The 25,097-nt window shown below is 72.6% G+C and carries 22 protein-coding genes and 1 pseudogene; 9 read left to right on the top strand and 14 right to left on the bottom strand.

All coding sequences use genetic code 11. The features are described from left to right. Positions 1-167 precede the first annotated feature (167 nt). From M1E25_RS20915 to M1E25_RS20930, 4 genes are all read left to right on the top strand, one after another. Positions 168-593 carry a DUF6643 family protein gene (locus tag M1E25_RS20915; protein WP_251417991.1) on the top strand — a complete coding sequence of 142 codons (426 nt, stop codon included), beginning with the start codon at positions 168-170 and terminating at the stop codon, positions 591-593. A gap of 46 nt (positions 594-639) precedes the next feature. Continuing rightward, positions 640-1,482, top strand: a complete 843-nt coding sequence (locus M1E25_RS20920; protein ID WP_251417994.1) for an MOSC domain-containing protein — start codon at positions 640-642, stop codon at positions 1,480-1,482. A 158-nt stretch (positions 1,483-1,640) separates the two neighbouring features. Next, positions 1,641-2,234, top strand: a complete 594-nt coding sequence (locus tag M1E25_RS20925) for an Rv1733c family protein (protein WP_308290459.1) — start codon at positions 1,641-1,643, stop codon at positions 2,232-2,234. Between the two features lie 92 nt (positions 2,235-2,326). Further along, entirely contained in the window at positions 2,327-4,756 is a 2,430-nt protein-coding gene (locus M1E25_RS20930; RefSeq protein ID WP_251417999.1) for a right-handed parallel beta-helix repeat-containing protein, read from the top strand. Here the strand turns inward: M1E25_RS20930 and M1E25_RS20935 are convergent. Beyond that, positions 4,726-7,206 (bottom strand): hypothetical protein, encoded by a 2,481-nt coding sequence (locus M1E25_RS20935; RefSeq protein WP_372501230.1) that lies wholly within the window; start codon positions 7,204-7,206, stop codon positions 4,726-4,728. The genes M1E25_RS20930 and M1E25_RS20935 overlap by 31 nt on opposite strands. 145 nt (positions 7,207-7,351) lie before the next feature. Continuing rightward, positions 7,352-8,485, bottom strand: a complete 1,134-nt coding sequence (locus M1E25_RS20940) for a PLP-dependent cysteine synthase family protein (RefSeq protein WP_308290460.1) — start codon at positions 8,483-8,485, stop codon at positions 7,352-7,354. A gap of 264 nt (positions 8,486-8,749) precedes the next feature. On the opposite strand from M1E25_RS20940, the pseudogene M1E25_RS20945 reads away from it, so the two are divergent. Beyond that, positions 8,750-9,061 (top strand): annotated as a pseudogene (locus tag M1E25_RS20945) (hypothetical protein); the annotation flags it as partial. Positions 9,062-9,263: 202 nt separating this feature from the next. Then, positions 9,264-9,803: an ATP-binding protein gene (locus M1E25_RS20950; protein ID WP_251418005.1), complete on the top strand. Its 540-nt coding sequence runs from the start codon at positions 9,264-9,266 to the stop codon at positions 9,801-9,803. Between the two features lie 18 nt (positions 9,804-9,821). Here M1E25_RS20950 and M1E25_RS20955 read toward each other — a convergent pair whose 3' ends face one another. The 4 genes from M1E25_RS20955 to M1E25_RS20970 form a co-directional block, all read right to left on the bottom strand. After that, positions 9,822-10,118: an SHOCT domain-containing protein gene (locus tag M1E25_RS20955; protein ID WP_251418007.1), complete on the bottom strand. Its 297-nt coding sequence runs from the start codon at positions 10,116-10,118 to the stop codon at positions 9,822-9,824. Between the two features lie 154 nt (positions 10,119-10,272). Further along, positions 10,273-11,499, bottom strand: a complete 1,227-nt coding sequence (locus M1E25_RS20960; RefSeq protein ID WP_251418009.1) for an ROK family protein — start codon at positions 11,497-11,499, stop codon at positions 10,273-10,275. Positions 11,500-11,735: 236 nt separating this feature from the next. After that, positions 11,736-12,401: a response regulator transcription factor gene (locus M1E25_RS20965; RefSeq protein ID WP_251418011.1), complete on the bottom strand. Its 666-nt coding sequence runs from the start codon at positions 12,399-12,401 to the stop codon at positions 11,736-11,738. Then, positions 12,398-13,711 carry a sensor histidine kinase gene (locus tag M1E25_RS20970; RefSeq protein WP_251418014.1) on the bottom strand — a complete coding sequence of 438 codons (1,314 nt, stop codon included), beginning with the start codon at positions 13,709-13,711 and terminating at the stop codon, positions 12,398-12,400. Before M1E25_RS20970 ends, M1E25_RS20965 begins: the two co-directional genes overlap by 4 nt. Before the next feature lie 136 nt (positions 13,712-13,847). Between M1E25_RS20970 and M1E25_RS20975 the strand changes: the two genes are divergently transcribed. Beyond that, entirely contained in the window at positions 13,848-14,300 is a 453-nt protein-coding gene (locus tag M1E25_RS20975; RefSeq protein WP_251418017.1) for a nitroreductase/quinone reductase family protein, read from the top strand. 12 nt (positions 14,301-14,312) lie between these two features. Here the strand turns inward: M1E25_RS20975 and M1E25_RS20980 are convergent, their stop codons facing one another. After that, a complete protein-coding gene (locus M1E25_RS20980; RefSeq protein WP_505016603.1) occupies positions 14,313-15,482 on the bottom strand; it encodes a geranylgeranyl reductase family protein in 1,170 nt (389 codons plus the stop codon). A 271-nt stretch (positions 15,483-15,753) separates the two neighbouring features. On the opposite strand from M1E25_RS20980, the gene M1E25_RS20985 reads away from it, so the two are divergent. Then, positions 15,754-17,142 (top strand): dipeptidase, encoded by a 1,389-nt coding sequence (locus M1E25_RS20985; protein ID WP_251418023.1) that lies wholly within the window; start codon positions 15,754-15,756, stop codon positions 17,140-17,142. A gap of 155 nt (positions 17,143-17,297) precedes the next feature. Here the strand turns inward: M1E25_RS20985 and M1E25_RS20990 are convergent, their stop codons facing one another. Continuing rightward, positions 17,298-18,332 carry an NUDIX hydrolase gene (locus tag M1E25_RS20990; protein WP_308290461.1) on the bottom strand — a complete coding sequence of 345 codons (1,035 nt, stop codon included), beginning with the start codon at positions 18,330-18,332 and terminating at the stop codon, positions 17,298-17,300. A gap of 98 nt (positions 18,333-18,430) precedes the next feature. Beyond that, complete coding sequence (locus tag M1E25_RS20995) at positions 18,431-19,390, bottom strand: ROK family protein (protein WP_251418026.1); 960 nt, start codon at positions 19,388-19,390, stop codon at positions 18,431-18,433. A gap of 207 nt (positions 19,391-19,597) precedes the next feature. Between M1E25_RS20995 and M1E25_RS21000 the strand changes: the two genes are divergently transcribed. Then, entirely contained in the window at positions 19,598-20,581 is a 984-nt protein-coding gene (locus M1E25_RS21000; protein ID WP_251418106.1) for a LacI family DNA-binding transcriptional regulator, read from the top strand. Between the two features lie 38 nt (positions 20,582-20,619). Here M1E25_RS21000 and M1E25_RS21005 read toward each other — a convergent pair whose 3' ends face one another. The 5 genes from M1E25_RS21005 to M1E25_RS21025 all read right to left on the bottom strand — a co-directional run bounded on the left by M1E25_RS21005 (position 20,620) and on the right by M1E25_RS21025 (position 25,046). Next, positions 20,620-21,900: a DUF6986 family protein gene (locus M1E25_RS21005; RefSeq protein ID WP_251418028.1), complete on the bottom strand. Its 1,281-nt coding sequence runs from the start codon at positions 21,898-21,900 to the stop codon at positions 20,620-20,622. A gap of 156 nt (positions 21,901-22,056) precedes the next feature. Next, positions 22,057-23,019 (bottom strand): electron transfer flavoprotein subunit alpha/FixB family protein, encoded by a 963-nt coding sequence (locus tag M1E25_RS21010; protein WP_251418030.1) that lies wholly within the window; start codon positions 23,017-23,019, stop codon positions 22,057-22,059. A 52-nt stretch (positions 23,020-23,071) separates the two neighbouring features. After that, entirely contained in the window at positions 23,072-23,857 is a 786-nt protein-coding gene (locus tag M1E25_RS21015) for an electron transfer flavoprotein subunit beta/FixA family protein (protein ID WP_251418032.1), read from the bottom strand. Between the two features lie 315 nt (positions 23,858-24,172). Continuing rightward, a complete protein-coding gene (locus M1E25_RS21020) occupies positions 24,173-24,580 on the bottom strand; it encodes a DUF7144 family membrane protein (protein WP_251418034.1) in 408 nt (135 codons plus the stop codon). Between the two features lie 49 nt (positions 24,581-24,629). Next, positions 24,630-25,046 carry an SHOCT domain-containing protein gene (locus M1E25_RS21025; protein ID WP_251418037.1) on the bottom strand — a complete coding sequence of 139 codons (417 nt, stop codon included), beginning with the start codon at positions 25,044-25,046 and terminating at the stop codon, positions 24,630-24,632. Positions 25,047-25,097: the final 51 nt, after the last annotated feature.

Below are 25,097 nucleotides of genomic sequence, written 5' to 3' on the forward strand. Positions count from 1 at the left end.
CCTCCAAAACCCGCCAGAAGTCTCAGCCTTCAACTGATTTCGACACCGTGTGGCCGGCATTTTGCGGCGCTATGCCTGCTTTGGGGAATCGCCGTTCCCGACTGACCGGGAAACAACCCTCGAATCGGTCTCCCCAACCGGCACATCGTGGGCTTAACTTATGAAGCATGACCTCCCCCCGCTCCTCCTATGGCGGCGGTTACTACTCCGCGCCCTTCCCGGACACCCCGATCTACGACAATCTTGTCGCCGAACGGGGGACGCCGCAGATCGCCCCCATCCGCGTGCCCGCCGCTTACGACTCGGGCAGCCACCTCCCCGCTCTTCCCGCGCTGCCCTCCGGCCCTTCGCACCACACGCCGGCGAACACCTACGGGGGTAACGGCCAGCAGCACTACGCTCCGGCGCCGTACATCCCGCAGCAGGCCTCACCCCGCGGGTACCCGGGGCCCCAGCAGCCGTACCAGCAGAACCCCGGCGCCGGCACCGGGTACGAGGCGATGCGCCCCGCCGCACCCCGGCCTCCGGCCAGACCGGCTCCGGCGGTGTACGACGACCCGTACGGCCGCCAGCACCCCGCCCGGGGGTACTGACCTGCACCCTCGCCCACCTGTCCGACCCGGGTGACAGACTGGCCGCATGTCCACTCCTGTACTGCGCGCGATCCATGTCCATCCGGTCAAGTCGCTGGCGGGGTACGCACCCGGCGAGGCGGCCGTGGAGCCGTGGGGGCTCGCCGGGGACCGCAGGTGGATGCTGATCGACGGGGATGGCCGCTTCGTCACCCAACGCCTGTACCCCAGGCTCGCGTTGTGCTCGGCGGAACCTCTGCCGGGCGGCGGGCTTCGGCTCAGTGGTCCCGGGGGACGGACCCTGGACGTCCCGCTTCCGCAGTCCGGCGAGACGGCCGAGGTCACGGTCTTCGACGACCGGGTCACCGCGGCGCTCGCCGGGCCGGAGCCGGCGGCCTGGTTCTCCGACCACCTCGGGGCGGACGTGCGCCTGGTCCACCTGGACGCGCCCGATCGCGCCCGGCCGCTGGCTCCCGGCCACGGCGGGGAGGGCGCGACCGTGAGCTTCGCGGACGCCTTCCCCCTCCTGGTCACCACGGCATCCTCGCTGGATGCCCTCAACTCCCTGATCGCCCAGGGCGATGACGCGGACGAGGGTCCGCTGCCCATGGACCGGTTCCGACCGAACGTGGTCGTCGAGGGCACGGCTCCGTGGTCCGAGGACACCTGGCGCAGGATCGCCATCGGCGGCGTCCCGTTCCGGGTCGCCGGACCGTGCGGCCGGTGCGTGATCACGACGACGGACCAGCGGACGGCCGAGCGCGGCAAGGAACCGCTGCGCACGCTCGCCCGGCACCGGCGCATGGACGACCGTCTCGTCTTCGGGCAGAACCTGGTCCCCGAGCGTCCGGGGACTGTACGGGTGGGCGATCCGGTGGAGATCCTGGAGCACGGGCCCGCCGCGCCCTGAACCCGCCTGCTCCCCAACGGGGTTGGAGGGGTTCCGGACCGGCGAAGAGTCCAGCTACCACAACAGATCACGATTTTGCTCGATCTTCACTGTTCTCGCGTATGCGCAGCGACCGGTGAGGTACGTAAGGGACGTGAAGGGGGTGTGCCATGCACGCCATGACCGGACTTCGGCGATGGCGGGGTAATCCGCTGCGCCGGCCGACCGACCTCGCCGAGGCGTGGACCGCTCTCGGCGCCGCGGTGCTCATCGCCCTCGGTGTCCCCCTCTGCGGGCTGATGGCGGGCCTCCTCGTCCACGAGAACATGGCACGCGCCGTCCTCGAACAGCAGCATCAGCGCACCCTCGTGACGGCGACGGTCGTCCGCGCCCTGCCCCACCCTCCGGTCGACTCCGACCCCGAGACCTCCACCGCGCGCGACGCCCACCGGCCGGTCATCGCCGGATGGACTGCACCCGACGGCACGCTCAGGTCCGGCACTGTGCTCGTCGGCAAGGAACACGCCCCCGGCAACCGTTTCCGCATCTGGACGGACTCCCGCGGCCGGATCGTCCAGCGCCCTCTGGACAGCACCACCGCCGCGTCCCATGCCGCCCTCGCCGGGACCGGAGCGGGCGCGGCGGCCGGCGCCCTGGTGGAGGGAGCCCGGAGGCTGGTGGTGTGGCGCCTCATGGTGCGGCGCTACGAGCAGTGGGACCGCGAGTGGGAGGAAGAGGGGCAGGACTGGGGCAGAACCGGCACCGGCAGCTGACGGTCAACTCCGCCCCGCCGCGCACGCTACGGTGGACCGCCAGTACACACCGCACGCGGTGGAAACGCACGAGGTGGGGAATCAGCACCAGCATGGCACCAGAGGGCACGGTCCAGGTGACGTACACCGGCACATCGCGGTGGCGGCGCCGCACAGGTGAGTACACCTCCCTCGCCGCCGCCCTCGAGGCCGCGGGAGACGGCGACGTCCTGTCCATCGCTCCCGGAACGTACCGGGAGAACCTGGTCGTCGACCAGGACGTCACCCTGCGCGGCCCCGAGGGCTCCCGCGGAGTGGTCCGCATTTCCCCGCCGGACGGCGTCGCGCTGACCGTCCGGGCCTCCGCCGTCCTGCAGGACCTGTGCATCGAGGGCCAGGACTCGTCCGCCCCGGCGCTTCTGGTCGAGGACGGCACGGCCGAACTGACCGGGCTGCGGGTGGCGACGCGTTCGGCCGTCGGCATCGAGGTCCGGGGGAACACCGCCCGTCCCACCGTGCGCCGCTGCACGGTGGACAATCCCGGTGGGCTCGGCATCAGCGCCCTCGAGGGTGCGGGCGGCGTGTTCGAGGAGTGCGAAGTGCTGGCGGCCGGGCAGGCAGGCATCGCGGTCCGCGGCGGCGCGCAGCCGCGGCTCGACCGCTGCCGCGTCCACCACGCATCCGGCGCCGGCATCTCGCTGACCGGGGAAGGCACTTCGCTGGAGGCCTTCGATTGCGAGATCTACGAGGTCAAGGGCGCCGGCCTCCAGGTCGCCTCGCGGGCCACCGGCCATCTCACCGACTGCAGTGTGCACCGCACGTCCTCGGACGGTGTCACCCTCGACACCGACGCCGTGCTGACCCTGTCCGACTGCGACCTGCACGACCTTCCCGAGAACGCGGTCGACCTGCGTTCCCGGTCCGTGCTCACCCTGACCCGCACCAAGGTGCGCCGCTTCGGACGCAACGGTCTGTCCGTGTGGGACCCGGGCACGCGCGTCGACGCCCATCAGTGCGAGATCCACGACAGCACCGGCGACTACCCGGCGGTCTGGGTGAGCGACGGCGCGACGGCCGTCCTCGAAGCCTGCCGGGTGCGCGACGTGCCGGACGCGCTGTTCGTCCTCGACCGTGGTTCGCGCGCCGACGTGGTGGACAGCGATCTCTCCCAGGTGCGCAACACCGCCGTCTCGGTCAGCGACGGGGCGACCGTCCAGCTCGACGACTGCCGCATCCGTGAGGCCGCCACCGGAGCCTGGTTCCGCGACCACGGCAGCGGCGGCACCCTTGCCGACTGCACGGTCGAGAAGGTCGCCACCGGCGTCATCGTCACCAAGGGCGCCGACCCCCTCGTCGAACGCTGCACGGTCGGTTCGCCGGCCGAGGCGGGCTTCTACGTCTCGGCCGGGGGGCGCGGGACCTTCGACGGCTGCCGCGTCGGCAACAGCGGAGGCTACGGGTTCCACGTCATCGACGGCTGCCGCTCGACGCTGAGGCGTTGCCGCACCGAGCGCTGCGCGCGCGGCGGTTACGAGTTCGCCGAGGAGGGTCCCGTGAGCGAGGACTGCACGAGCGACGAGAGCGCGACGCGCACCACTCCGGCGGACACCTCCGCGGCGGTGCCGGTTCCGGCTCTGCAGACGGCGTCCGCGACCGGCGGACTGCTCGGCGCGGTGCCGCAGCAGTCAGGCCCGGCAGCCGCGGGCACGGCCGGCGAACGGACCGAGCCGACGCGGCCCTCGACCACCGTGCTCGCCGAACTCGACTCCCTGGTGGGCCTGGAGAGCGTCAAGCGCGAAGTCCGCGCGCTCACCGACATGATCGAGGTCGGGCGCCGTCGGGCGGAGGCTGGGCTGAAGGCCGCCTCCGCCCGACGCCACCTGGTCTTCACCGGCTCCCCCGGCACCGGCAAGACGACCGTGGCCCGCCTCTACGGCGAGATACTGGCCTCGCTCGGGGTGCTGGACCGCGGCCATCTGGTCGAGGTGTCCCGGGTCGACCTGGTCGGCGAGCACATCGGCTCGACCGCCATCCGAACTCAGGAGGCCTTCGACCGGGCCCGGGGCGGCGTCCTGTTCATCGACGAGGCGTACGCGCTCTCGCCCGAGGACTCCGGCCGCGACTTCGGCCGGGAGGCCATCGACACCCTGGTGAAGCTGATGGAGGACCACCGGGACGAGGTGGTCGTCATCGTCGCCGGGTACACCACGGAGATGGAGCGCTTCCTCTCGGTGAACCCCGGTGTCGCCTCACGTTTCTCACGCACCATCACTTTCGGCGACTACGCGCCCGAGGAACTGCTGCACATCGTGGAACAGCAGGCGCAGGAGCACGAGTACCGGGTCGGCGACGCCGCGCAGGAGGCGCTGCTCAAGTACTTCACCGCCCTCCCGAAGGGGCCGGGGTTCGGCAACGGCCGTACAGCCCGGCAGACGTTCGAGGCGATGGTCGAGCGCCATGCCGGCCGGGTGGCGAAGCTCGACGAGCCGACCACCGAGGACCTCACCCTGCTCTACCCCGAGGACCTGCCCGAACCTGCCTGACCGCCGGCGTCGGTGACCGGCCCGGTCGGCGGACCGTCATCAGCGGCATCGCGCTGCGGCGGCAGTCCGGGGAACCGGCCGAGGAGGAGCGCCCGTTCCTCGGCGAAGGCCGGATCCTCCTGGTAACCGGAGTGTCCGCGGACCGGTTCGGGGAGCGGGTGGCGAACGGTCCGCTCAAAGGCGAGAGGGTCCCTGAGCGGCGGGCGGTCGACGCCGGTCCCCGCCGCGTCGTCCGCCTCGGGCACCCGGACCGGCCCGCCGATGGGATCGGTACGGCGCCAGAGGTTCCTCCAGGAATGCACCTCACGGTGCAGGGCGAGCAGTGACGCCGGGCCGAAGAAGGCGGGGAACCAGCGCCCGTACAGCCGCTCGAGAGGCGAGCCGTAGGTCAGCAGGGCGATCCTGGCCCGGGCCCTCCCGTCCAGCTGCCAGACCGCCGCGGCGGCGAGCACACTGCCCTGGGAATGGCCGGAGATGACGAGGCGTCCGCCGGTGTTCCCGGTCCAGGTGGCCATGCGCCAACTGAGGTCGGGCACCGCGCGTTCGGCATAGCAGGGCGGGGCGAACGGGTGCGCGGCGCGCGGCCAGAAGGTGCCGACGTCCCAGAGGATGCCGATCGTCCGGCGGGCCGAGGGGTCACGGTAGGCGCGGCGCCCCCACGCGACCAGGACGAGGAAGCACAGGCCCATCAGCCAGGAGCCCAGCGCCTGGGCGGTCTGCGCGGCGGCGTTGACCGGTCGTGGCAGGTCCTGCGAGGCGAGTCCCGGCACTTCTCCGGTCGCCCACGCGCCCGCCACGGCGGCGGCACCGAGCAGCACGGCTGCCACCGCGACCGCGCCGACGAACCGGGGTGCGCTGTCGGTCAGGCCGGCCCGTGCGACGGCGCCGGCGATCCGGCGGGTGCGTGCGGCGTCGGCCCGTGCTCCCGGGTACTCCGCAAGCACGGCGGGCATCTCCCGCCGCCGGGCCTGCGCGGACCGGTGGGCGAGCCAGAGCGCTCCGGCCGCCAGGACGAGCAGCAGCACCGGGATCATGGCGGCCTGCCAGGCCAGCACGGTCGGAGGTGCGAGGGCCGGCCCGCCGTCGCCCATCCCCGGTGTCGAGGGCCCGTCGAGCCAGTCGGCCTCACGCTGCGCCACTCCCCCGGACAGCAGGCCGCCGAGGGCGCAGGCGAGTACCGCGACGGCCGGTCCGGCGAGCCCGCGCAGCGCCACGCGCCCGCCGGGGGCCCGTCGTTGCAACCGGCGGGCGACGAGGGCCAGGGCCAGCACCAACGTGCCCTGGGCAACGCCGATCAGACCGAACACACCGTTACCGGGGAGCGGACCGGACGAGACCCAGCCGGGCCGCTCCCAGGCCGTGTGGACCGCCGTGAGCATCAGGAGAGCGAAGGCCGCGCCGGGCAGGAGCCGCACGACGGCCCGGTCGAGCCGGTGGTCGGGCGCCCGCTCGCTGCGGCCGCGACGGCAGACGACCCAGACGACGGCCGCCCCGGAAACGGCCAGGGCGGCGGCCAGCATCCGGCCGGTGACGTCCAGCGCCGTGCCGGCTCCGGCGCCGCGGTCGTGGCGGGCGGCTGCCGCGGCAAGCAGGACGGCGACCGTCAGGAATCCGGTGGCGGTGTGCGCGGCGCGCAGCCGGGCCACGAGCCGGCGTCCGTACCAGAAGCCGGGCAGGGACAGCGCCGGACGCTCACCGGACCCCGGCTCGTCCAGGCCGTCCTCGTCGTGGTCCGGGGGCGCCCTGGTGGCGTCGGGGCGCAGCGGCGGCTGGGACTCGTAATCGCTCCAGGTGCGGTGGGCCGGCCACCAGAGCAGGCCGGTCAGTACCACGGGCAGGACGGCCGCGAGTGCCAGGCGGCGTCCGGGCGGGGACCACCATCCGCCGCGCTCCGGGGCGAGGAACCCCAGCCACGAGGTGTCCCGGGTGCAGGCGGCGCTGCCCGCGCACTGCCAGGCCGTCAGGTCGAGGGCGACTTCGCAGGCCGCGGCCACGAGCAGGACGGTGAGGCTCAGGGCGATGAGCCTCACCAGGAGGCCGTAGGCGCGGGCTGCCCGGCGGGCGGCCGCGCGTGAGAGGTGCTCGTCCGGGACGGGCGGGCGCATCCAGTGCACCAGGTTGACCACCATGAAGGGCAGCAGGATCAGCCACAGGGCCCGGGAACCGTTGCCCGAGGTCAGGTTGGACCAGCAGTAGGCCTCCCGCACAGGCCCGTCCCGTCGGCCGCCGGCGCGGTTCTCGGCGTCGGTGTCGTCGATGCGGCGGTGGATGCCGGCGATGTCGTCACCGGTGACGCGCACTGTCCGGCAGTCCTTCAGCATCTCCTGCGGGGTGGTGCCGCCGACCCCGTGGACCAGGAGTTCCAGAGCGGGCCCCGGGTCGTCCGTCAACGGCCGTTCCGTGTCCGGAAGTCGGGCCTTCGGCGTGTCGTTCCTCGCTCCCGGTTCCATCGCGCCCCCCCGATCGCTCCGTTCCCCGGCCATGGTCGGGCACAGGGCGGGACGGACGGCGCGGGTCCGGTCGTGCGAGGCCGGATCGTGACGTGGTGTCCACACATTCGCCACGCGGTGCAGAAGTGGTGCCGGGGGCGGTGGTTCAGTCGCGCCAGGCGCCCGTCGTCAGGAAGTGGTCGAGCACTCCGCTGTACGGTTCGATGTCCAGGCCCTGTCCGGCGAGCCAGTCGTCGGCGTAGTACTTGTCGAGGTAGCGGTCACCGGGGTCGCAGATCAGGGTGACGACGCTGCCTGTTCTGCCGTCGGCGAGCATCTCGCCGACGATCTTCAGCGCGCTCCACAGCCCGGTGCCGGTGGACCCCCCGGCCCTGCGTCCGATGGCGCGCTCCAGAGCACGCAGGGCGGCGATACTCGCCGCGTCGGGGACCTTCATCATCCGGTCGACGGCGCCCGGAACGAAGCTGGGCTCCATCCGGGGACGACCGATGCCCTCGATGCGGGACCCGCAGTCGCTGCTCGCTTGCGGGTTGCCTTCCGTCCAGCCTTCGAAGAAGCAGGAGTTCTCCGGGTCGGGGACGCACACCCGGGTGTCGTACTGCATGTAGTGCACGTAGCGCGCGATGGTCGCCGAGGTGCCACCGGTGCCCGCTGTGGCCACGATCCAGGCGGGCTCCGGGTACCGCTCCAGCCGCAGTTGCTGGTAGATCGATTCGGCGATGTTGTTGTTGCCGCGCCAGTCCGTGGCCCGCTCTGCGTAGGTGAACTGGTCCATGTAGTGGCCCCCGGAGTCGGCGGCGAGCGATGCCGACACGTCGTAGACCGTCCGCGGATCCTCCACCAGATGGCACCGTCCGCCGTGGAACTCGATGAGGCGGGTCTTCTCCCGGCTCGTCGTGCGGGGCATCACCGCGATGAACGGCACGCCGATCAGTTTGGCGAAGTACGCCTCGGAGACGGCGGTCGATCCGCTCGACGCCTCGATCACCGGTTTCCCGGGCCGGATCCAGCCGTTGCACAGGCCGTAGAGGAACAGCGAGCGGGCGAGCCGGTGTTTCAGGCTTCCCGTGGGGTGGGTCGACTCGTCCTTCAAGTAGAGGTCGATCCCCCAGTGTTCGGGCAGCGGGAAGCGCAGAAGGTGCGTGTCGGCCGTGCGATTCGCATCGGCCTGTACTTTCCGGACCGCCTCCTTGAGCCATGCCCGGTACTCGGGATCGCTGCGGTCCACGTCCTCGGTCGGCGTCGCGTCACCGATCCGTGCCTGCTCCGCGGTGCTCACGGAACCCACCTTCCGTTCTCCCCCGCCCGGCGGCCGCCGGGTCCGTCGATCATAAGACTGGTGGAAAGGGTGACAGGGGTGCGTGGGCGCTCGCGGGGGCGTGGGCGTGCACGAGCGCGCCCGCGGAAACGCCACGACCGGCCGGGGCGGCGGAGCGCCACCGGTGAACCGGTTGCGGCATGGGCAGACTGACCGGCAGGGGCGGCAGCTACAGCGATGGGCGGCGCCGCGGCCGCGGTGCAGGGCGGAGGGGTTGATGCGGGCATGGCCGATGCCGAGTTCACGGCGACCGGGGTACGGATCGGGCGGCGCCTGCGGTCGGTGACGCGCGCCGGGCAGGTGCTGGTCAGGAACGGACGACTGGAACTGCTGACCAGCTACGGCACGGAGATCGACAGCGCCCCCGTCGAGTCGGTACGGGCGGTCCGGTACCCGTTCGGAGTCCGTGACCGAGCCCTCGCCGCCGTCAACGGCACGTGGTACCTGCTCACCCTGGGTGAGCAGGTGAACGGCGGCACCCCGCCGGCCTCGTCGAACACCCGGAGGTTCACCGACGCGCTGCGCACGGCCGGTGGCGGCACCGCAGCCGTACGCGCCGCACGCAAGTTGCGCGGACCCCTTCCCGGGGCGACTCTGGACGGACAGAACTAACCGAGGGTTCCAGGGCGGTCACGCATCTGCCTCCACCGCCGGGAACCTTCGGTCTCCGCCGGGCACGACCGCGGTCAGCACCGCTGCATGCGTCCTTCGTCTTCCGAACACGTCAGGGAGTCGCAGCGTGATCAGCAACCCCAGCAGACACTGCACGGTGGAGCTTCACGCCCTGCCGTCCCGGATCGGCCAGGTCCGCCGCATCGTCTCCGCCCAACTGCGCCACTGGCGCCTGGATCCGTTGATCGACTTCGCCGCGCTCGGCGTGACCGAGCTGCTGAGCAACGTGCACCGGCACGCCGAACCCGACAAGAGATGCACGGTCGAACTCGTTCTGCTCCTCGACCGCCTGACGGTCTCCGTGCGTGATCATGACCCGCGCGAGCCGGGGGTGCGCGAGGCCGGACCGGGCGACACCGGCGGACGGGGGCTGCGGCTGATCGCCGCGTTCAGCGAATGCTGGGGGGTGCGGCCGCAGGAGGGCGGCGGCAAGGTCGTGTGGTTCACCCTGTCCGCCGCCGGTGAGCATCCGCAGGCCGCCGCCGCCGCCGACCACTATGCGCTGCGGCGGCCGACCGTCCTGACGGCGTCGTCGCCCCCTCCCGCGGAAGTTTCCGGCACCCCGCAGCCGGAGCATGCGCGGGCCCGGTCGGCCCTGGTGGGCTGAACCGGCCCGGTCGGCGTGTCAGCCGGCCTCGCCGCCCTTCGCCCTGCGGCCGAAGTCCTCGTCGAGCACGGACAGTCGGCGCCAGTACTCGTCCTCGTCGATCTCTCCGGCGGCGAAGCGGCGCCCCAGCACGCTCAGGGGCGAGTGTTCGGTGTGGCCGCCGCCGCGGGGTCCGTGGCCGCGGTCCCGGCGGCCGCAGGCTCCGAACCTCCGCAGCAGCAGGACGATCCCCGCCACGACGAAAAACCACAGCAGGGGCAGGAACAGGAACCACGGCCCGGGGCCGCCGTCGTGCCAGTCCGCGAGTGTGTTCATGCTGATCGTCTCCTCGGTTGCGTTCCTCACTCGCCACCGAGCTTCGCGCCGCAGGAGGTCCGGGTCGTCGTACGGCCGGCGTCTCCCGGGGTGCTTCCGGCGGAGTACGCGGCGTGGTTCGGGAGATCACTCGGGCCGTGACCGCCGGCTCGTGTCAGGCCGTGAGTGCTTCCAGCGGGTCGTCGAGCACCGGCTGCCAGGCCAGCTCGGCCGCTCCGATCAGGCTGTTGTGGTCGAGTGTGCACGGGAGCAGGGGCACGCTGCCGCTCTGTCCCCACAGGCTCCGGTCGGCCACGACGGCCCGCAGCCGTCCGGGATCGGATCCGAGCAGTTCACGGTGGAGTCCGCCGAGGATCACCCGGTCCGGGTTGAGGATGTTGACCAGTCCGGCCAGGCCGAGGCCGAGCCGGTCGATGAGCAGGTGGGCGGCCGCACGGACGGCCGGGTCTGCGTACTCGTCGCGGAGCAGGTCGCGGGACTGCCGGAGGAGGGATCCCTCGGGGCCGGCTTCGCGGCCGGCGGCGGTGAGGAACGCCAACGGGTCGGCCTCGACGTCCAGACAGCCCCGGCTCCCGCAATGGCAGGGCCGCCCTTCGGGGTTGACCGTCAGATGGCCGACCTCGAGGGCGAGTCCCGTGCTGCCGGTGTGCAGCCGCCCGTCGAGGACCAGGGCGCCGCCCACGCCCCGGTGGCCGGTGGCGACGCAGAGCAGATCCCGGGAGCCGCGCCCTGCTCCGTGCCGGTGCTCGGCGAGCGCGGCGAGGTTGACGTCATTGCCCGCGAAGACGGCCGGGGCCGGGCGGTCCCGGTCGAACACGGCGGCTTCCCGTACCCGTTCGGTGAAGATGTCCCGGACGGGCGCGCCCGCGTGCCAGGCGACGTGGAGCGGGTTGAGGGCGGTGCCCTGGGGTTCGGCCACGGCGGAGGGGACCGCCAGACCGGCCCCCAGGCACCGGCGGCCGGTCTGCCGGAGCAGGTCGGAGCCGGCGCGGACGACCTCGCCGAGCACGTGTGCCGGGTCCGCGGGCACCGTCATGCGTCCGGGGGCGGTGGCGACGATGTTCCCGCCGAGTCCGACGAGCGCGGCCCGGAAGCCGTCGGCGTGCACCTGGGCGGCCAGCACCACCGGACCCTGGGGCTCGATCGAGAGCCGGTGCGAGGGCCTGCCCTGGGAGCCCGTGGCAGAGCGGGGCCGGGAGTCGACCCGGATGAGGCCGAGGGTCTCCAGCTCCGCGGCGACGGCTCCCGCGGTCGCACGGGTCACACCCAGTTCGGCGGTGAGCACGGCGCGGGTGGGGGCACGTCCGGTGTGTACGAGCTCCAGTGCCGGTCCGAGGGCGCTGCGGCCTCTCTCCAGCCGTGTCGTCCGAGTCTGGGTCACGGCTCCATTCTCGCTTTGTGCTCCGTCCGAACAAAACAGGGCGGCGCCCGTGATCTCGTAGGGCCCCGGCAGGTGACCCCGGACGGCGCAAGACGCTGCCCCGGTTCGGGCACGAGGTCCTCGCAGAGGACGAAAACCGTGGTCGCCCGGGTGCGCGAGCAGCCGTACCTGCGCCTCGGTCAGGACCGCGCTCCGCACGGCCCCGCCGGCGGACCGGCCCGCGCAGCCGCAACCGCTCAGCCGAGCCAGCCCGGCCTGACCAGCCCGGCCTCGTAGGCGAGAACCACCAGTTGGGCGCGGTCCCGGGCCCCGAGTTTCACCATGCTGCGGGACACGTGCGTCTTGGCGGTCAGCGGGCTGACGACGAGCCGGCGGGCGATCTCGTCGTTGGACAGACCGAGACCCACCAGAGCCACGACCTCCCGCTCCCGCTCGGTGAGTTCCGAAAGGGTCACCGCTGCGGCCGGCTCCTTGGAGCGGGCCGCGAACTCCCCGATCAGCCGCCGGGTGACCCCGGGCGAGAGCAGGGCGTCACCGTTGACCACCGCCCGGACGGCGCGCAGCAGTTCGTCCGGCTCGGTGTCCTTGACCAGGAAACCGGACGCGCCGGAGCGGATCGCCTCGAAGACGTACTCGTCGAGTTCGAAGGTGGTCAGGATGACGACCCGGACGTCCCCGAGCGCGGGGTCCCCGGTGATCCGCTGGGTGGCGGCAAGGCCGTCCAGCCGGGGCATGCGGATGTCCATGAGCACGACGTCGGGGCGTGTCTCGGCCACTGCCCGGACCGTCCGCTCCCCGTCACCGGCCTCGGCGATCACCTCGATGTCCGGCTGGGCGTCGAGCAGGGCCCGGAACCCGGCGCGGACCAGCAGTTGGTCGTCGGCGAGCACCACGCGGATCACGGCTGCTCCTCCTCTCGATCACGGGGAGTACGGGCGGCCGTCGCGTCCGGCCGCAGCGGAAGCCGGGCGAGTACCCGGAAGCCCCCGCCCGGCCGGGGGCCCGCCTCGACTCCGCCGCCGAGGGCCGCCGCCCGTTCTCGCATTCCGGCCAGGCCGTTCCCGCCTGTGAGGTGCTCCGGTGCAGTGGCCGGGCCGTCGTCGTCCACCCGGATCTCCAGTGCCTCCGGGCCGTGGTCGAGCCCGACCCGGGCGGTCCTCGCCCCGGAGTGCCGGACGATGTTCGTCAGCGCCTCCTGAATGATGCGGAAGGCGGCAAGGTCGACGCCGGAGGGGAGGCCGTGACGGGTTCCGTGCTCCCGGACCTCCACCGAGAGCCCGGCTCGGCCCGCCTGTTCGGCGAGCTCCGGCAGCCGGTCCAGTCCGGGTGCCGGGGACCGCGGGGCGTCGCCGGTGGCGCGCAGGGTGTCGAGGACCTGCCGGACCTCGCCCAGCGCTTCCCGGGACACCTCCTTGATCGTCGTCAGAGCGCTCCGGGCCTGCTCGGGCCGCGAGTCGAGAAGGGCGAGTCCGACCCCCGCCTGCACATGGATCAACGAGATGCTGTGCGCCAGCACGTCGTGCAGCTCGCGGGCGATGCGCAACCGCTCCTCGGCGGCCCGCCGACGCTCGGCCCGCTCGCGCTCCGCCCGCTCCCGGGCGAACCGCTCGTGGCGCACCCGGACGAGCTCGGAGGCCGCGAGCACCGCCACCACCCAGGCGGCGACGACCAGTTGCTGCGTCCAGGGCGAGTGGCCGTCGCTTTCAGATGCCGGCCACCGGTGGAAGACCTGGACGGCCAGCAGATGGCCGGCCCACAGCAGGCCCACCGCGGACCATGCCGCGAGCCGGTGCCCGGACGCGACGGCGGCGAACACGGCAACGACCACACTGAGCACCACCGGTCCGTACGGATAGCCTGCGGCGAGATAGCCCAGGGCGACGGCGGAGGTGCCGAACACGGTGAGTCGCGGACGGCGGTACCGGACCGGCAGCAGGGCCGGGCCGGCGAGCAGCAGCAGCCGCGCCCAGACGTCGAGCGGCATCCGGTCCGGCTGGTTCACGGCGGCGAACTGCGACCCGGCCAGCTGCACCACGGCCACCACCAGCGACGACAGCCAGGGCAGGGACGTGCGGCCGCCGCGGAATCCGCGCGGCAGCAGGCCCGCTCCCCGATCGAGCCCGTGCCACGGCCGGCTGCCGGGTGACCCGGCCCCGTGCGGTGCACGCAAGCCGTCCGCTGGCCGCCCGTCCGGCCCCTCTCCCGCGCTCATGCGGCCACGCTAGACCGTGACCGCCCCGCGGGGCGTCAGCCGTGCGGCGTGGTCGCGGGTACTCCGTGTGCAGTAGCCGCCGGAGGCGCACGCCCCGGGCAGGACAGCCGTACTCTCGAAACGAAAGGGGGTCCGCATGACTGCCGACCACTACATCGAGCCGGGGCGCATCGAGCGCCGGATGATGCACCGGCCCGTGGCGTGGCTGGCCCGCCGCGGCATCAGCGTGGCGGGATCCCGGGAACTGGCCGTGCGGGGGCGCAGCAGCGGCCGGTGGCGCAAGGTGCCGGTCAACCCGCTGCGCCTCGGCGGTCGCGAGTACCTGGTCTCGGTGCGCGGCGAGGGCCAGTGGGTGCGCAACCTACGGGTGTCCGGCGGCGGCATTCTCCGGCTGGGCCGCACCCTCCGGCGGTTCGACGCGTGGGAGCTGGAGGACGCCTCCAAGCCCGAGATCCTGCGCGCCTACCTGCGCAAGTGGGGCTGGGAGGTCAGCAGCTGGTTCCAGGGCACCGGTCCGGATGCGACGGACGACGAACTCCTGCGGATCGCGCCGCTGCACCCGGTGTTCCGGATCACCGCCCGGCGGTGACCCCGTCCCGGCTCACGACCGGTCGAGAGCAGTCAGCGCCCGCCGCGCCAGCATGCTGGTCCGGACGATCTCGGCCAGGGTGGTCTGGCCGCGAGTGATCTCGGCGAACACGTGCCAGGCGGGACGGAAGCCGGTGATCGCGGCGTGGATCAGCCCCGGACGCCGTTCGAAGAGCCGCAGCATCCGCCGTCCGACACCCATCTCGACACCCAGTCCGGCCTTGACGGCGAACGCGTAGTTGAGCGCCTGACGGCGGGCATCGACCCCGTCCGGGGCCTCGGCGATCCGCACCGCCCACTCGCCCGCGAGACGGCCCGAGCGCAGGGCGTAGGAGATCCCCTCGCGGGTGAACGGCTCCAGCAGGCCGGCCGCGTCGCCGCACACCAGCACGCGCCCGCGGGAGAGGGGGGAGTCGTCGGTCCGGCAGCGGGTCAGGTGTCCCGAGGAGATGCTGGGCTCGAAGCCGGCCAGTCCGAGCCGGGCGATGAAGTCGTGGAGATAGCGCTTGGTGCCCGCGCCCTCGCCCCGCGCCGAGATCACCCCGACCGTCAGGGTGTCGCCCTTCGGGAACACCCAGCCGTAACTGCCGGGCAGCGGGCCCCAGTCGATCAGCACCCGGCCCGCCCAGTCCTCGGCCACGGTCTGCGGAACGGGGATCTCGGCCTCCAGACCGAGATCGACCTGGTCCAGCTTCACGCCGACGTGCGCTCCTATGCGGCTGGCACTGCCGTCCGCGCCGACGACGGCCCGGCCGAGCACGACCTCGCCGTCGTTCAGCACCACGGCCACCGTGCGCCGGTCGGGGACGGACGGCCCGTGCTGCTCGACCCGCGAGACGGTGGCACCGGTGCGCACCCGGGCGCCGGCATCCACGGCCGACTCGACCAGTTCCTGGTCGAACTCGGGCCGGTTGATCAGGCCGAAGAGCATGTTCCTGGAGCGCCGGGTCCGCGCGAGCCGGCCGTTGAGCGAGAACGTCACGGCCGTCACCCGGTCCCGCAGCGGGAGTTCGAAGCCGGGGGGCAGGGCGTCACGGGAGGGGCCGATGATGCCGCCGCCGCACGTCTTGTACCGGGGCAGCTCGGCCTTCTCCAGCAGCAGCACTCTGCGGCCGGTCACCGCGGCGGCGTACGCCGCGGCGGCGCCCGCGGGTCCCGCTCCGATCACGACGACGTCCCACACGGTGCCGTCGGGTCCCGACTCGCCGGTCCGGCCTGCCTCTTCGCTGCTCACTGTGGATCCGCTCCCGCTCGACCTGGTCCCCGCGGCATGACCCGGGGACGGCTCCGCACTCGGCCCGCATCCTACGGCGCGGACCGCGGCGGGGGACCGGCGGATCATGGCCGACGTGTGCATACCCCTGCTGTGGCAGGATCGGCAGCACATTCCACCCGTGCATTCGCGGCCGTCCGCGGTGCGCGGACACCACACCGCACCCACCAGGAGCGTGTCCATGGAGACCGAGCTCACCCCGCCACCCGCACGGGAGCCGCTCGCCGCCACTGTCGCCGCACTGCTGCCCCGAGCCCGGACGGAACTGGCGGAACTCGTCGCCTTCCGGTCGGTCGCGGATCCGGCGCAGTTCCCCCGGAGCGAGTGCGAGGCCGCCGCCGGCTGGGTCGCCGACGCGCTGCGGGCGGAGGGGTTCGAGGACGTCACCCTGCTCGACACCCCGGACGGCACCCAGTCCGTGTACGGCCACCTCCCGGGGCCGGCCGGGGCGCCGACGGTCCTGCTCTACGCCCATTACGACGTGCAGCCTCCGCTCGACGAGACCGCCTGGGCCTCCCCGCCGTTCGAGCTGACCGAGCGCGACGGCCGCTGGTACGGCCGCGGGGCCGCGGACTGCAAGGGCGGCCTCATCATGCACCTGACCGCGCTGCGCGCGCTCGAGGAGCACGGCGGCGTACCGGTCGGCGTCAAGATGATCGTCGAGGGCTCCGAGGAGCAGGGCACGGGCGGGCTCGAGCGCTATGCCGAGGCGCACCCCGAACTGCTCGCCGCCGATGCAATCGTCATCGGCGACACGGGGAACTTCCGGGTGGGGATGCCGACGGTCACCGCGACCCTGCGCGGCATGACGCTCGTCCGGGTGCGGGTCGACACCCTGGAAGGCAACCTGCACTCGGGCCAGTTCGGCGGAGCGGCCCCGGACGCGCTGGCCGCGCTGATCCGGCTGCTCGACTCGCTGCGCTCCGAGGACGGGTCGACCGTTGTCGACGGGCTGGTGACGGACGAGGTCTGGGACGGGCTGGAGTACCCGGAGCAGGACTTCCGCAAGGACGCCCGGATCCTGGACGGCGTGGAGCTGATCGGCTCCGGCAGCGTCGCCGACCGGGTGTGGGCACGTCCTGCTGTCACGGTCCTCGGCATCGACTGCCCACCGGTGGTCGGCGCCACCCCGTCCGTACATGCCACCGCCCGGGCATCGGTGAGCCTGCGGGTGCCGCCCGGAACGGACGCGGCCAAGGCGACGGAACTGCTCGTCGCCCACCTCGAGTCGAGGGCGCCGTGGGGCGCACGGGTGACGGTGGAGCAGGTCGGCCAGGGGCAGGCGTTCCGGGCCGACACCGCGAGTCCCGCGTACGAGGCGATGGCCCGGGCCATGCGGGCCGCGTATCCGGGCGAGGAGATGCAGACCGCCGGCATGGGCGGATCGATACCGCTGTGCAACACCCTCGCCGGGCTCTACCCGGAGGCGGAAATCCTGCTGATCGGGCTGAGCGAGCCCGAGGCGCAGATCCACGCGGTGAACGAGAGCGTCTCGCCCGAGGAACTGGAGCGGCTCTCGCTGGCCGAGGCACTGTTCCTGGGCGACTACGCGGTATCGCGGACCGGTTGACACGGCGTGCACGGAGGCGGCAGGGCGGGCATGCCCGCCCTGCCGCCTCCGGTGCGCCGTCTCCCTGCTTCTCCGGCGGGCCGTCCGATCGCGGAGAGGCCGCTGCGGTCCCGTGAATTTCCCGCCAGGCCGTCGCGATGGACCGTCCGCGTCGTTCACCCGCCGACGGGCACGCCGGCCTCGAGGTTGAGGACGGTCGCCCGTTCTCGGGCACGCAGTGCCCAGTGCAGACGCCTTTGCCGGGTCGGCGACAACAGGAGTGCCGCCTCGGACTCGGTGACGAAACGCCAGTCCCGCAACTCGTCCTTGGGCAGGGTGAGTCGAGCGGCGGTCTCGTCGGTGGGCAGACGGCCTCCGTCGAAGAGCAGCCGCATGCCGCCGAAGGACCTGGACGCGGGCGGCTCCCAGTCGACGACGAGGAGCCGGGGCGGCTCCGTCAGCTCGAGGCCCGTCTCCTCCGCGACCTCGCGCATCCCGGCACGGGACGGCGCTTCCCCGGGTTCGACGACACCGCCGGGGAACTCCCAGCCGGGCTTGTAGGTGGGGTCCACGAGCAGCACGCGGTCCCGGTCGTCGAACAGCAGCACACCGGCGGCCACGGTCTCGGCCCTGGGCTCCGCGGTCTGGACGATCCCGCAGGACCCCGCGCCGTCGTGCACCGCCCGCACGATGCGCTCGGCCGTCTCGCGCGGTGTCCGGGAGGTGGTGTCCACCGGGTGGGCGTCCGCCGCGAGCCAGGCCGGCGGTCCGGCCCACTCCTCGCGGATGTCCTTCTCCCCGGTGACCCTGCGGCCGCAGGCGCCCGCCGCCGCTCCGTCGGTCCCGTCGGTCCCGTCGGGCAGGATCGTTTCCCCCGCGTGCAGCAGAAAATGACGGACCTCGATGCGCCGGGACGCGAACCCGCCGAAGATCTCGTCACGATGCTCCTGGCGGAACAGTTCCATCGGCACCACCAGCGTGCCGGGTGCCTCGGCGAGGAGCGCAACGCCGGTCTCGACGACCAGGCGACGCCAGGAGGACAGGTCCCGGCAGTCCCCGACCTCGTCCAGCCGCTCGCGCGGAAGCACCTCCCCCAGCATCCGGGCGACCCGGACCGGGTCGAAGCAACTGCTGTCCGGGATGAGTTTCAGGAGTTCGCGCGCCGTACTGGTCTTGCCCGCACCGAACGTGCCGTTCAGCCAGACGATCACGGTCCCCCCCATTTCCGTCGCCCCCAGAGGACTGCCCGCATCACCCCGCCACGAAAACACGCGACGATCGCGGCTGCGCGCCGAGGACTGCGGCCGGGTCAGACGCCGGCCGTGACCGCCGGGCCCCCGCTGTGTCCGAGTGCGGCGGCGGCAGCGGCTCCGAGCAGCCCGGCATCAGTGCCGGTCATCGCCGGAACGACGGCCAGGTCGCGGACGAACGACAGGGTGGCGTAGTCGGCGAGCGCCCGGCGCAACGGGGTGAACAGCACGTCCCCGGCGCCTGCCACGCCCCCGCCCACCACAGCGATCTCGATCTCGACCAGCATCGCGGTGGCCGCCATCCCGGCGGCGAGCGCCCGGGCCGCGCGGGAGAAGGAGGCTGCCGCGACGCGGTCGCCGTCCCGGGCCGCACGCGCCACGGCCTGCGCCGTCGGCTCCTCGCCGTCCCGGGGGCGCCAGCCCTGTTCGAGGGCGCGCCGGGCGATGTTGGGACCACTGGCGATCCGCTCGACGCAGCCGCGACCGCCGCAGGGGCACGGATCGCCGTCCAGGTCCACACTGATGTGGCCGATGTGGCCGGCGTTGCCCGTGGGACCGGCGTACGGGCGGCCGTCCAGGACGAGTCCGCCGCCGACGCCGGTGGAAACGACCATGCACAGCGCGTTGTCGCGCCCTCGCGCCGCGCCCTGCCAGTGTTCGGCGGCGGTCATGGCGACACCGTCGCCGACGAGTACCACGGGCCGCCCCTCCACCGCCTCCCGCACGTGCCGCACGAGCGGATAGTCGCGCCAGCCGGGGATGTTGACCGGACTCACGGTGCCGGTGGAGGCGTCGACGGGGCCCGCGCTGCCGATGCCCACCGCCGAGACCCGAGCCCACCGGGGGTCCTCCGCGAGTTCACCGAGCACCGCCCGCACCGCGTCCATGACGACGGAGCCGTGGCGGTCCGCCGGCGTCGGCCGCTGAGCGCGCACCAGTAGCCGTCCGATGCCGTCGACCAGTGCTCCGGCGATCTTGGTACCACCGATGTCGAGGGCGGCGAGGAGGTGGGTGTTCATGCTCGGGTCTCCTGGAGGGAGCCATCCGCCGAAACGCGGTCGAACGGCTCCGGACGAACTGCGGGACGGTTCAGTCTCTCAGAATTGACAACGTTGTCCAGGGCCTATGCTCGGTTCTTCCGTCGCCCGCTCGCCCCGCGTGAACAGGATGTGCCCGTGGCCGAAGCCCCCTCTCGTCCGGAGTCCCGCTACGGGACCCGCCCGACCATGAAGGACGTCGCCGCCCGCGCACAGGTCGGGCTGAAGACGGTCTCGCGGGTGGTGAACGGCGAACCCGGCGTCACAGCCGACACGGTGCAACGGGTCCAGGAGGCGATCGCTGCCCTCGGCTTCCGTCGCAACGACAGCGCGCGGCTCCTCCGCAAGGGCCGCACCGCGAGCATCGGACTCGTCCTGGAGGACCTGGCGGACCCGTTCTACGGTCCGATGAGCAGGGCCGTGGAGGAGACCGCCCGGGCCCACGGGACTCTGCTGATCCACGGCTCCAGTGCCGCACTCCCCGAGCGGGAGCGGGAGTTGGTGCTCGCGCTGTGCGCCCGCCGCGTGGACGGGCTGATCGTCGTGCCCGCCGGCGACGACCACCGCTATCTGGAACCGGAGATGGCGGCCGGCCTCGCCACGGTGTTCGTGGACCGCCCGCCCGGTCGGATCGACGCCGACGCCGTGCTCACGGCCAACTTCGCCGGGGCGCGGGCGGGCGTCGCCCACCTGATCGCCCACGGTCACCGCCGCATCGCCTTCGTCGGGGACCGCCCGGGCATCCACACCGCCGCGGAACGGCTGCGCGGCTACCACGCCGCCATGGCCGAAGCCGGGCTCGCCGTGGACGCATCGTGGGTGGCACTCGGCCCGACCGGGCCCGACCGGGTCGGACCCGCGGTGCGGGCGCTGCTCGAGGGGCCCGACCCGGTCACGGCGCTGTTCACCGCGAACAACCGGATCACGGTGACCGCGGTCCGTGTGCTCGCGGGCCGCGGCCTGCCGGTCGCGCTGGTCGGGTTCGACGACTTCGAACTGGCCGACGTGGTGTCCCCGGCGGTCACCGTGGTCGCGCAGGACGCCGCCGAACTGGGGCGCGCGGCGGCCCGGTTGCTGTTCGGAAGGCTGGAGGGGACCGCGCGGGCCCCGGAACGGCTGGAGCTCCCCACCCGGCTGATCGTCCGCGGATCGGGCGAGACGCCTCCGAGCTGACCACCGGTACCGCGCCCCGAGGACCTCCGGGCCGCGGGTCAGGCCGCCCTGCTCCGGCCCGCGAGGTCGTCGAGGTCCGCCCGGGTCAGCCCGGCCAACCGGGCGACCTCGGAGACGTCGACGGCGCCGCAGTCGATGCCGCGCAGCAGATAGCCGCTCAGTGCCTTCGCGGTGGCGGGCTCGTCCATGACAGCGCCTCCCACGCGCCCCAGGTACGCGGCCAGACGCGTCGCTGCCTGTTCGAGTCCTTCCCGGTAGAAGGCGTAGACGGCTGCGTAGCGGGTCGGCAGATGAGCCGGATGCATGTCCCATCCCTGGTAGTAGGCCCGCGCCAGGGAGCGCCTGACCAGCCCGTAGTGCAGGCGCCAGGCGTCGTGCACCCGGGCGCGGGGCCCGACGGGCAGCACGTTCGTCGAACCGTCGGAGAGCCGGACCCCGGTGCCGGCCGCGGCGACCTGCATGACTGCTTTGGCGTGGTCGGCCGCAGGATGGTCGAGCGACTGGTGCGCGGCGCTGATGCCGCAGGAGGCGCTGTAGTCGAACGTGCCGTAGTGCAGGCCGGTGGCGCGGCCCTCGGCGGCGTCGATCATCCGGGCGACGGTGGCCCGGCCGTCCGGGCCGAGGATCGCCTGGGTGGTCTCGATCTGGATCTCGAAACCGATCCGGCCCGGCACAAGGGCGTGGGCCTTCTCGAACTCCTCGGCGAGCCGCACCATGGCGGACACCTGCTCGGGGTACGTCACCTTGGGCAGTGTGAGGACGAGTCCGCGCGGCAGTCCCCCGGAGTCCATGAGTGCGGTGAGGAAGACGTCCAGCGTGCGGATGCCGCGGTCGCGCACGGCGGCTTCCATGCACTTCATGCGGATCCCGACCCAGGGCGGTGCGGCGCCCTCGGCGACGGCGTCGGCGACGAGGCGGGCGGCTCGACCCGCGGCCGCGTCCTCCTCGTCGTCGGGGCGCAGGCCGTAGCCGTCCTCGAAGTCGATCCGCAGGTCCTCGACCGGTTCGTGCTCCAGCTTGGCCCGGACCCGCTGGTGCACCTGCTCGGCCAGTTCGCCGTCGAGACCGAGGACCTGCCCGAGGGAGGCGGCGCCGGGAGCGTGCTCGTCCAGGGCGGCCAGCGCCCGGTCGCCCCAGATGCGGGCGGTGTCGCCGGCGAAGGCGTCGGCGGGGACGTACACCGTGTGCACAGGCTGACGGGTGCCGGGTTCGCCCGGGTAACGGCGGGCGAGGTCCGCGTCCACACCGGCCAGGGAAGCCCCGATGTCCGCGCGCAGTGCGTCGCCCAGGCTCGTCGCGACCGTGCCGCCCTCGTCCATCCGATGTCCTCCCTCTGCGCCTGCCCGTCCGGCAGATCACCGACCCATGCACCGGGAAGCTATAGGCGCCCGTTTACGCTGGTCAACACCGCAAGCCGGCCGGAAACGCGACGTGCCCCGGACGCATGGAACGTCCAGGGCACGCTGCGAAGCGGCTCAGCCCTTGCGCGACTTGACCTCCTCGGTGAGCTGCGGGACGACCTCGAAGAGGTCGCCGACCACGCCGTAGTCCACGAGGTCGAAGATCGGGGCCTCGGCGTCCTTGTTGATCGCGACGATCGTCTTCGACGTCTGCATGCCGGCCCGGTGCTGGATCGCACCGGAGATGCCGGAGGCGATGTACAGCTGCGGCGAGACCGACTTGCCGGTCTGGCCGACCTGGTTGGAGTGCGGGTACCAGCCGGCGTCGACCGCGGCGCGGGAGGCGCCGACGGCGGCGCCGAGCGAGTCGGCCAGTTCCTCGATCACGTGGAAGTTCTCGGCGCCGTTGACGCCGCGGCCGCCGGAGACCACGATCGCGGCCTCGGTCAGCTCGGGGCGGCCGGTCGACTCGCGCGGCGTGCGGGAGACGACCTTGGTGCCGGTCGACTTCTCGCCGAAGGAGACGGACAGCTGCTCGACGGTGCCGGCGGCCGGAGCGGCCTCGGGCGCGGCCGAGTTGGGCTTCACGGTGATGACCGGGGTGCCCTTGCTGACGCGGGACTTGGTGGTGAACGCGGCGGCGAAGACCGACTGCGTGGCCACCGGGCCCTCGTCGCCGGACTCCAGGTCCACCGCGTCGGTGATGATGCCGGAGCCGATGCGCACCGCGAGACGGGCGGCGATCTCCTTGCCCTCGGCGGAGGACGGCACGAGCACCGCGGCCGGGCTCACGGCCTGGTACGCGGCCTCGAGAGCGTCCACCTTCGGGACGACGAGGTAGTCGGCGAACTCGGATGCGTCAGCCGTCAGGACCTTGACCGCGCCGTGCTCGGCGAGAACCGCGGCGGCGCTGTCGGCACCCGGGCCGAGGTGCACCGCGACGGGCTCGCCGACGCGGCGGGCGAGGGTCAGCAGTTCGAGGGTCGGCTTGCGGACGGCGCCGTCCACGTGGTCGACGTAGACGAGAACTTCAGCCATGGGAATGCTCTCCTGCGAGTGCGAAGAATCTGGGGGCGGTCGGTGCGTGGGCTCAGACGAACTTCTGGCCCGCAAGGAACTCGGCCAGCTGCTTGCCGCCCTCGCCCTCGTCCTTGACGATCGTGCCGGCGGTACGGGGCGGACGCGGCGAGGCGTCGTCGACCTTGGTCCAGGCGCCCTCGAGGCCGACCTCGCCCGCCTCGATGCCGAGGTCGGAGAGGTCCAGGGACTCGACCGGCTTCTTCTTCGCGGCCATGATGCCCTTGAAGGACGGGTAGCGCGCCTCGCCCGACTGGTCGGTCACGGAAACGACGGCCGGCAGTGCCGCCTCCAGCTGCTCGGTGGCGGTGTCGCCGTCGCGGCGGCCGGTGACCTTGCCGTCCTCCACGGAGACCTCGGAGAGCAGGGTGACCTGCGGAACGCCGAGACGCTCGGCGAGGATCGCCGGCAGGACGCCCATCGTGCCGTCGGTGGAGGCCATGCCGCAGACGACCAGGTCGTAACCGATGTGCTCGATCGCCTTGGTGAGCACCACGGACGTCCCGAGAGCGTCGGTGCCGTGGAGATCGTCGTCCTCGACGTGGACGGCCTTGTCGGCGCCCATGGACAGCGCCTTGCGCAGGGCGTCCTTCGCGTCCTCCGGTCCGACGGTCAGGACCGTGATCTCCGCGTCGTCGGCCTCGTCGGCGATCTGCAGCGCCTGCTCGACCGCGTACTCGTCGAGCTCCGACAGCAGGCCGTCCACCGCGTCGCGGTCGGTGGTCAGGTCCTCGGCGAAGTGCCGGTCGCCGGTGGCGTCGGGCACGTACTTCACACAGACAACGATCCTCAAGCTCACGCCGACTCTCCTACTGCATCGTCTCTAGTGGGCTGCCTCACGCAGCATAGGCGTCCGATAGGGCGGAACCCGGTCGGGGCGGCCACGCACCGTCCAAATATTACTCGTCAGTACACCGAGCATGTGCCCCGTAATCAAGTACTGAAACCCTTGCCACATCATGTCGTTGTCGCAGGTCAGATGCGATATGCAGCAATGGCGGGAGACGGATATCACAAGAACTGTCCGTCTCCCGCCATTCGGGCACCCGGCATCCACCGGCTCACGGGCCCGCGGCGGACGTCGCCGCGGGCCCGTGAGCCGGTGGATGTGCGCTCAGCCCCGGCCGCCGACGCTGCACAGCGCCCAGATGACGAAGCCGTACAGGGCGATCAGCACGATCGACCACAGGGGGTAGGACGGGATGGTCAGGAAGCCCGAGAGCAACAGCAGGCCGGCCACGACCACGCCCGCGATCCGTGCCCAGAAGCGCTCCTTGAACAGGCTCACCCCGATCAGAACCGCCAGCGCGCCGAGAACCAGATGGATCCATCCCCAGCTCTGGAGGTCGAACGCGAAGGTGTAGTTCGGAGTGGTCACGAAGATGTCGTCCTTCGCGACGGCCATCAGCCCGCTGATGACGTCGAGCGCCCCGGCGAGGATGAGCATCACCCCGGCGAACGTCACCAGTCCGGTGGCCATGGGACCGGGGTGAGCCGCGCGACGACGGGATGCTGTCGACATGGAATCGCCTCCGTTCCGCGGGGGACGCCGGGGCCGGCGACCGCGCAGTTCAGTGCAGGAGCTTCTCCTTGGCCTGCTGGAATTCCTGATCCGTCAGTTCCCCGCGGGACTTGAGTTCCGAGAGCCTGGCCAGATCGTCCACCCCTCCCCCCGGCGTACCCGAGCCGACCGTCTCGCGGATGTGGGCGTCGAACGCCTCCTGCTGCTGCCGCGCGTGCCGGAGCTCGCGCTTGCCCATGTCCCGGCCCCGGGCGATGACGTACACCAGGACGCCCAGGAAGGGCACCACGAGGACGAACAGCAGCCATGCGGCCTTCGCCCATCCGCTCAGGTCGTGGTCGCGGAACACGTCGGCGATCACCCGGAACAGCAGCACCACCCACAACACCCAGAGGAAGATCCACATGACCGTCCAGAACGCGCCGAGCACCGGGTAGTCGTAAGCCAAGAACTGGTCCGTCGCCATCATCGGCCTCCTGCGTCTGCGAAGTCCTTACCGGACACCAGAGTCCGGCAG

The organism is Streptomyces meridianus (genome assembly GCF_023703325.1).
In the GTDB taxonomy this organism is placed as follows: Bacteria; Actinomycetota; Actinomycetes; order Streptomycetales; family Streptomycetaceae; genus Streptomyces; species Streptomyces meridianus.

What these genes read in the sequence shown, in the direction of transcription:
- M1E25_RS20915 (WP_251417991.1), top strand. Translation starts at nt 168, where the DNA reads ATGACCTCCCCCCGCTCCTCCTATGGCGGCGGTTACTACTCCGCGCCC.
- M1E25_RS20920 (WP_251417994.1), top strand. Translation starts at nt 640, where the DNA reads ATGTCCACTCCTGTACTGCGCGCGATCCATGTCCATCCGGTCAAGTCG.
- M1E25_RS20925 (WP_308290459.1), top strand. Translation starts at nt 1,641, where the DNA reads ATGACCGGACTTCGGCGATGGCGGGGTAATCCGCTGCGCCGGCCGACC.
- M1E25_RS20930 (WP_251417999.1), top strand. Translation starts at nt 2,327, where the DNA reads ATGGCACCAGAGGGCACGGTCCAGGTGACGTACACCGGCACATCGCGG.
- M1E25_RS20935 (WP_372501230.1), bottom strand. Translation starts at nt 7,206, where the DNA reads ATGGAACCGGGAGCGAGGAACGACACGCCGAAGGCCCGACTTCCGGAC.
- M1E25_RS20955 (WP_251418007.1), bottom strand. Translation starts at nt 10,118, where the DNA reads ATGAACACACTCGCGGACTGGCACGACGGCGGCCCCGGGCCGTGGTTC.
- M1E25_RS20970 (WP_251418014.1), bottom strand. Translation starts at nt 13,711, where the DNA reads ATGAGCGCGGGAGAGGGGCCGGACGGGCGGCCAGCGGACGGCTTGCGT.
- M1E25_RS20975 (WP_251418017.1), top strand. Translation starts at nt 13,848, where the DNA reads ATGACTGCCGACCACTACATCGAGCCGGGGCGCATCGAGCGCCGGATG.
- M1E25_RS20985 (WP_251418023.1), top strand. Translation starts at nt 15,754, where the DNA reads ATGGAGACCGAGCTCACCCCGCCACCCGCACGGGAGCCGCTCGCCGCC.
- M1E25_RS20995 (WP_251418026.1), bottom strand. Translation starts at nt 19,390, where the DNA reads ATGAACACCCACCTCCTCGCCGCCCTCGACATCGGTGGTACCAAGATC.
- M1E25_RS21000 (WP_251418106.1), top strand. Translation starts at nt 19,598, where the DNA reads ATGAAGGACGTCGCCGCCCGCGCACAGGTCGGGCTGAAGACGGTCTCG.
- M1E25_RS21005 (WP_251418028.1), bottom strand. Translation starts at nt 21,900, where the DNA reads ATGGACGAGGGCGGCACGGTCGCGACGAGCCTGGGCGACGCACTGCGC.
- M1E25_RS21010 (WP_251418030.1), bottom strand. Translation starts at nt 23,019, where the DNA reads ATGGCTGAAGTTCTCGTCTACGTCGACCACGTGGACGGCGCCGTCCGC.
- M1E25_RS21020 (WP_251418034.1), bottom strand. Translation starts at nt 24,580, where the DNA reads ATGTCGACAGCATCCCGTCGTCGCGCGGCTCACCCCGGTCCCATGGCC.
- M1E25_RS21025 (WP_251418037.1), bottom strand. Translation starts at nt 25,046, where the DNA reads ATGGCGACGGACCAGTTCTTGGCTTACGACTACCCGGTGCTCGGCGCG.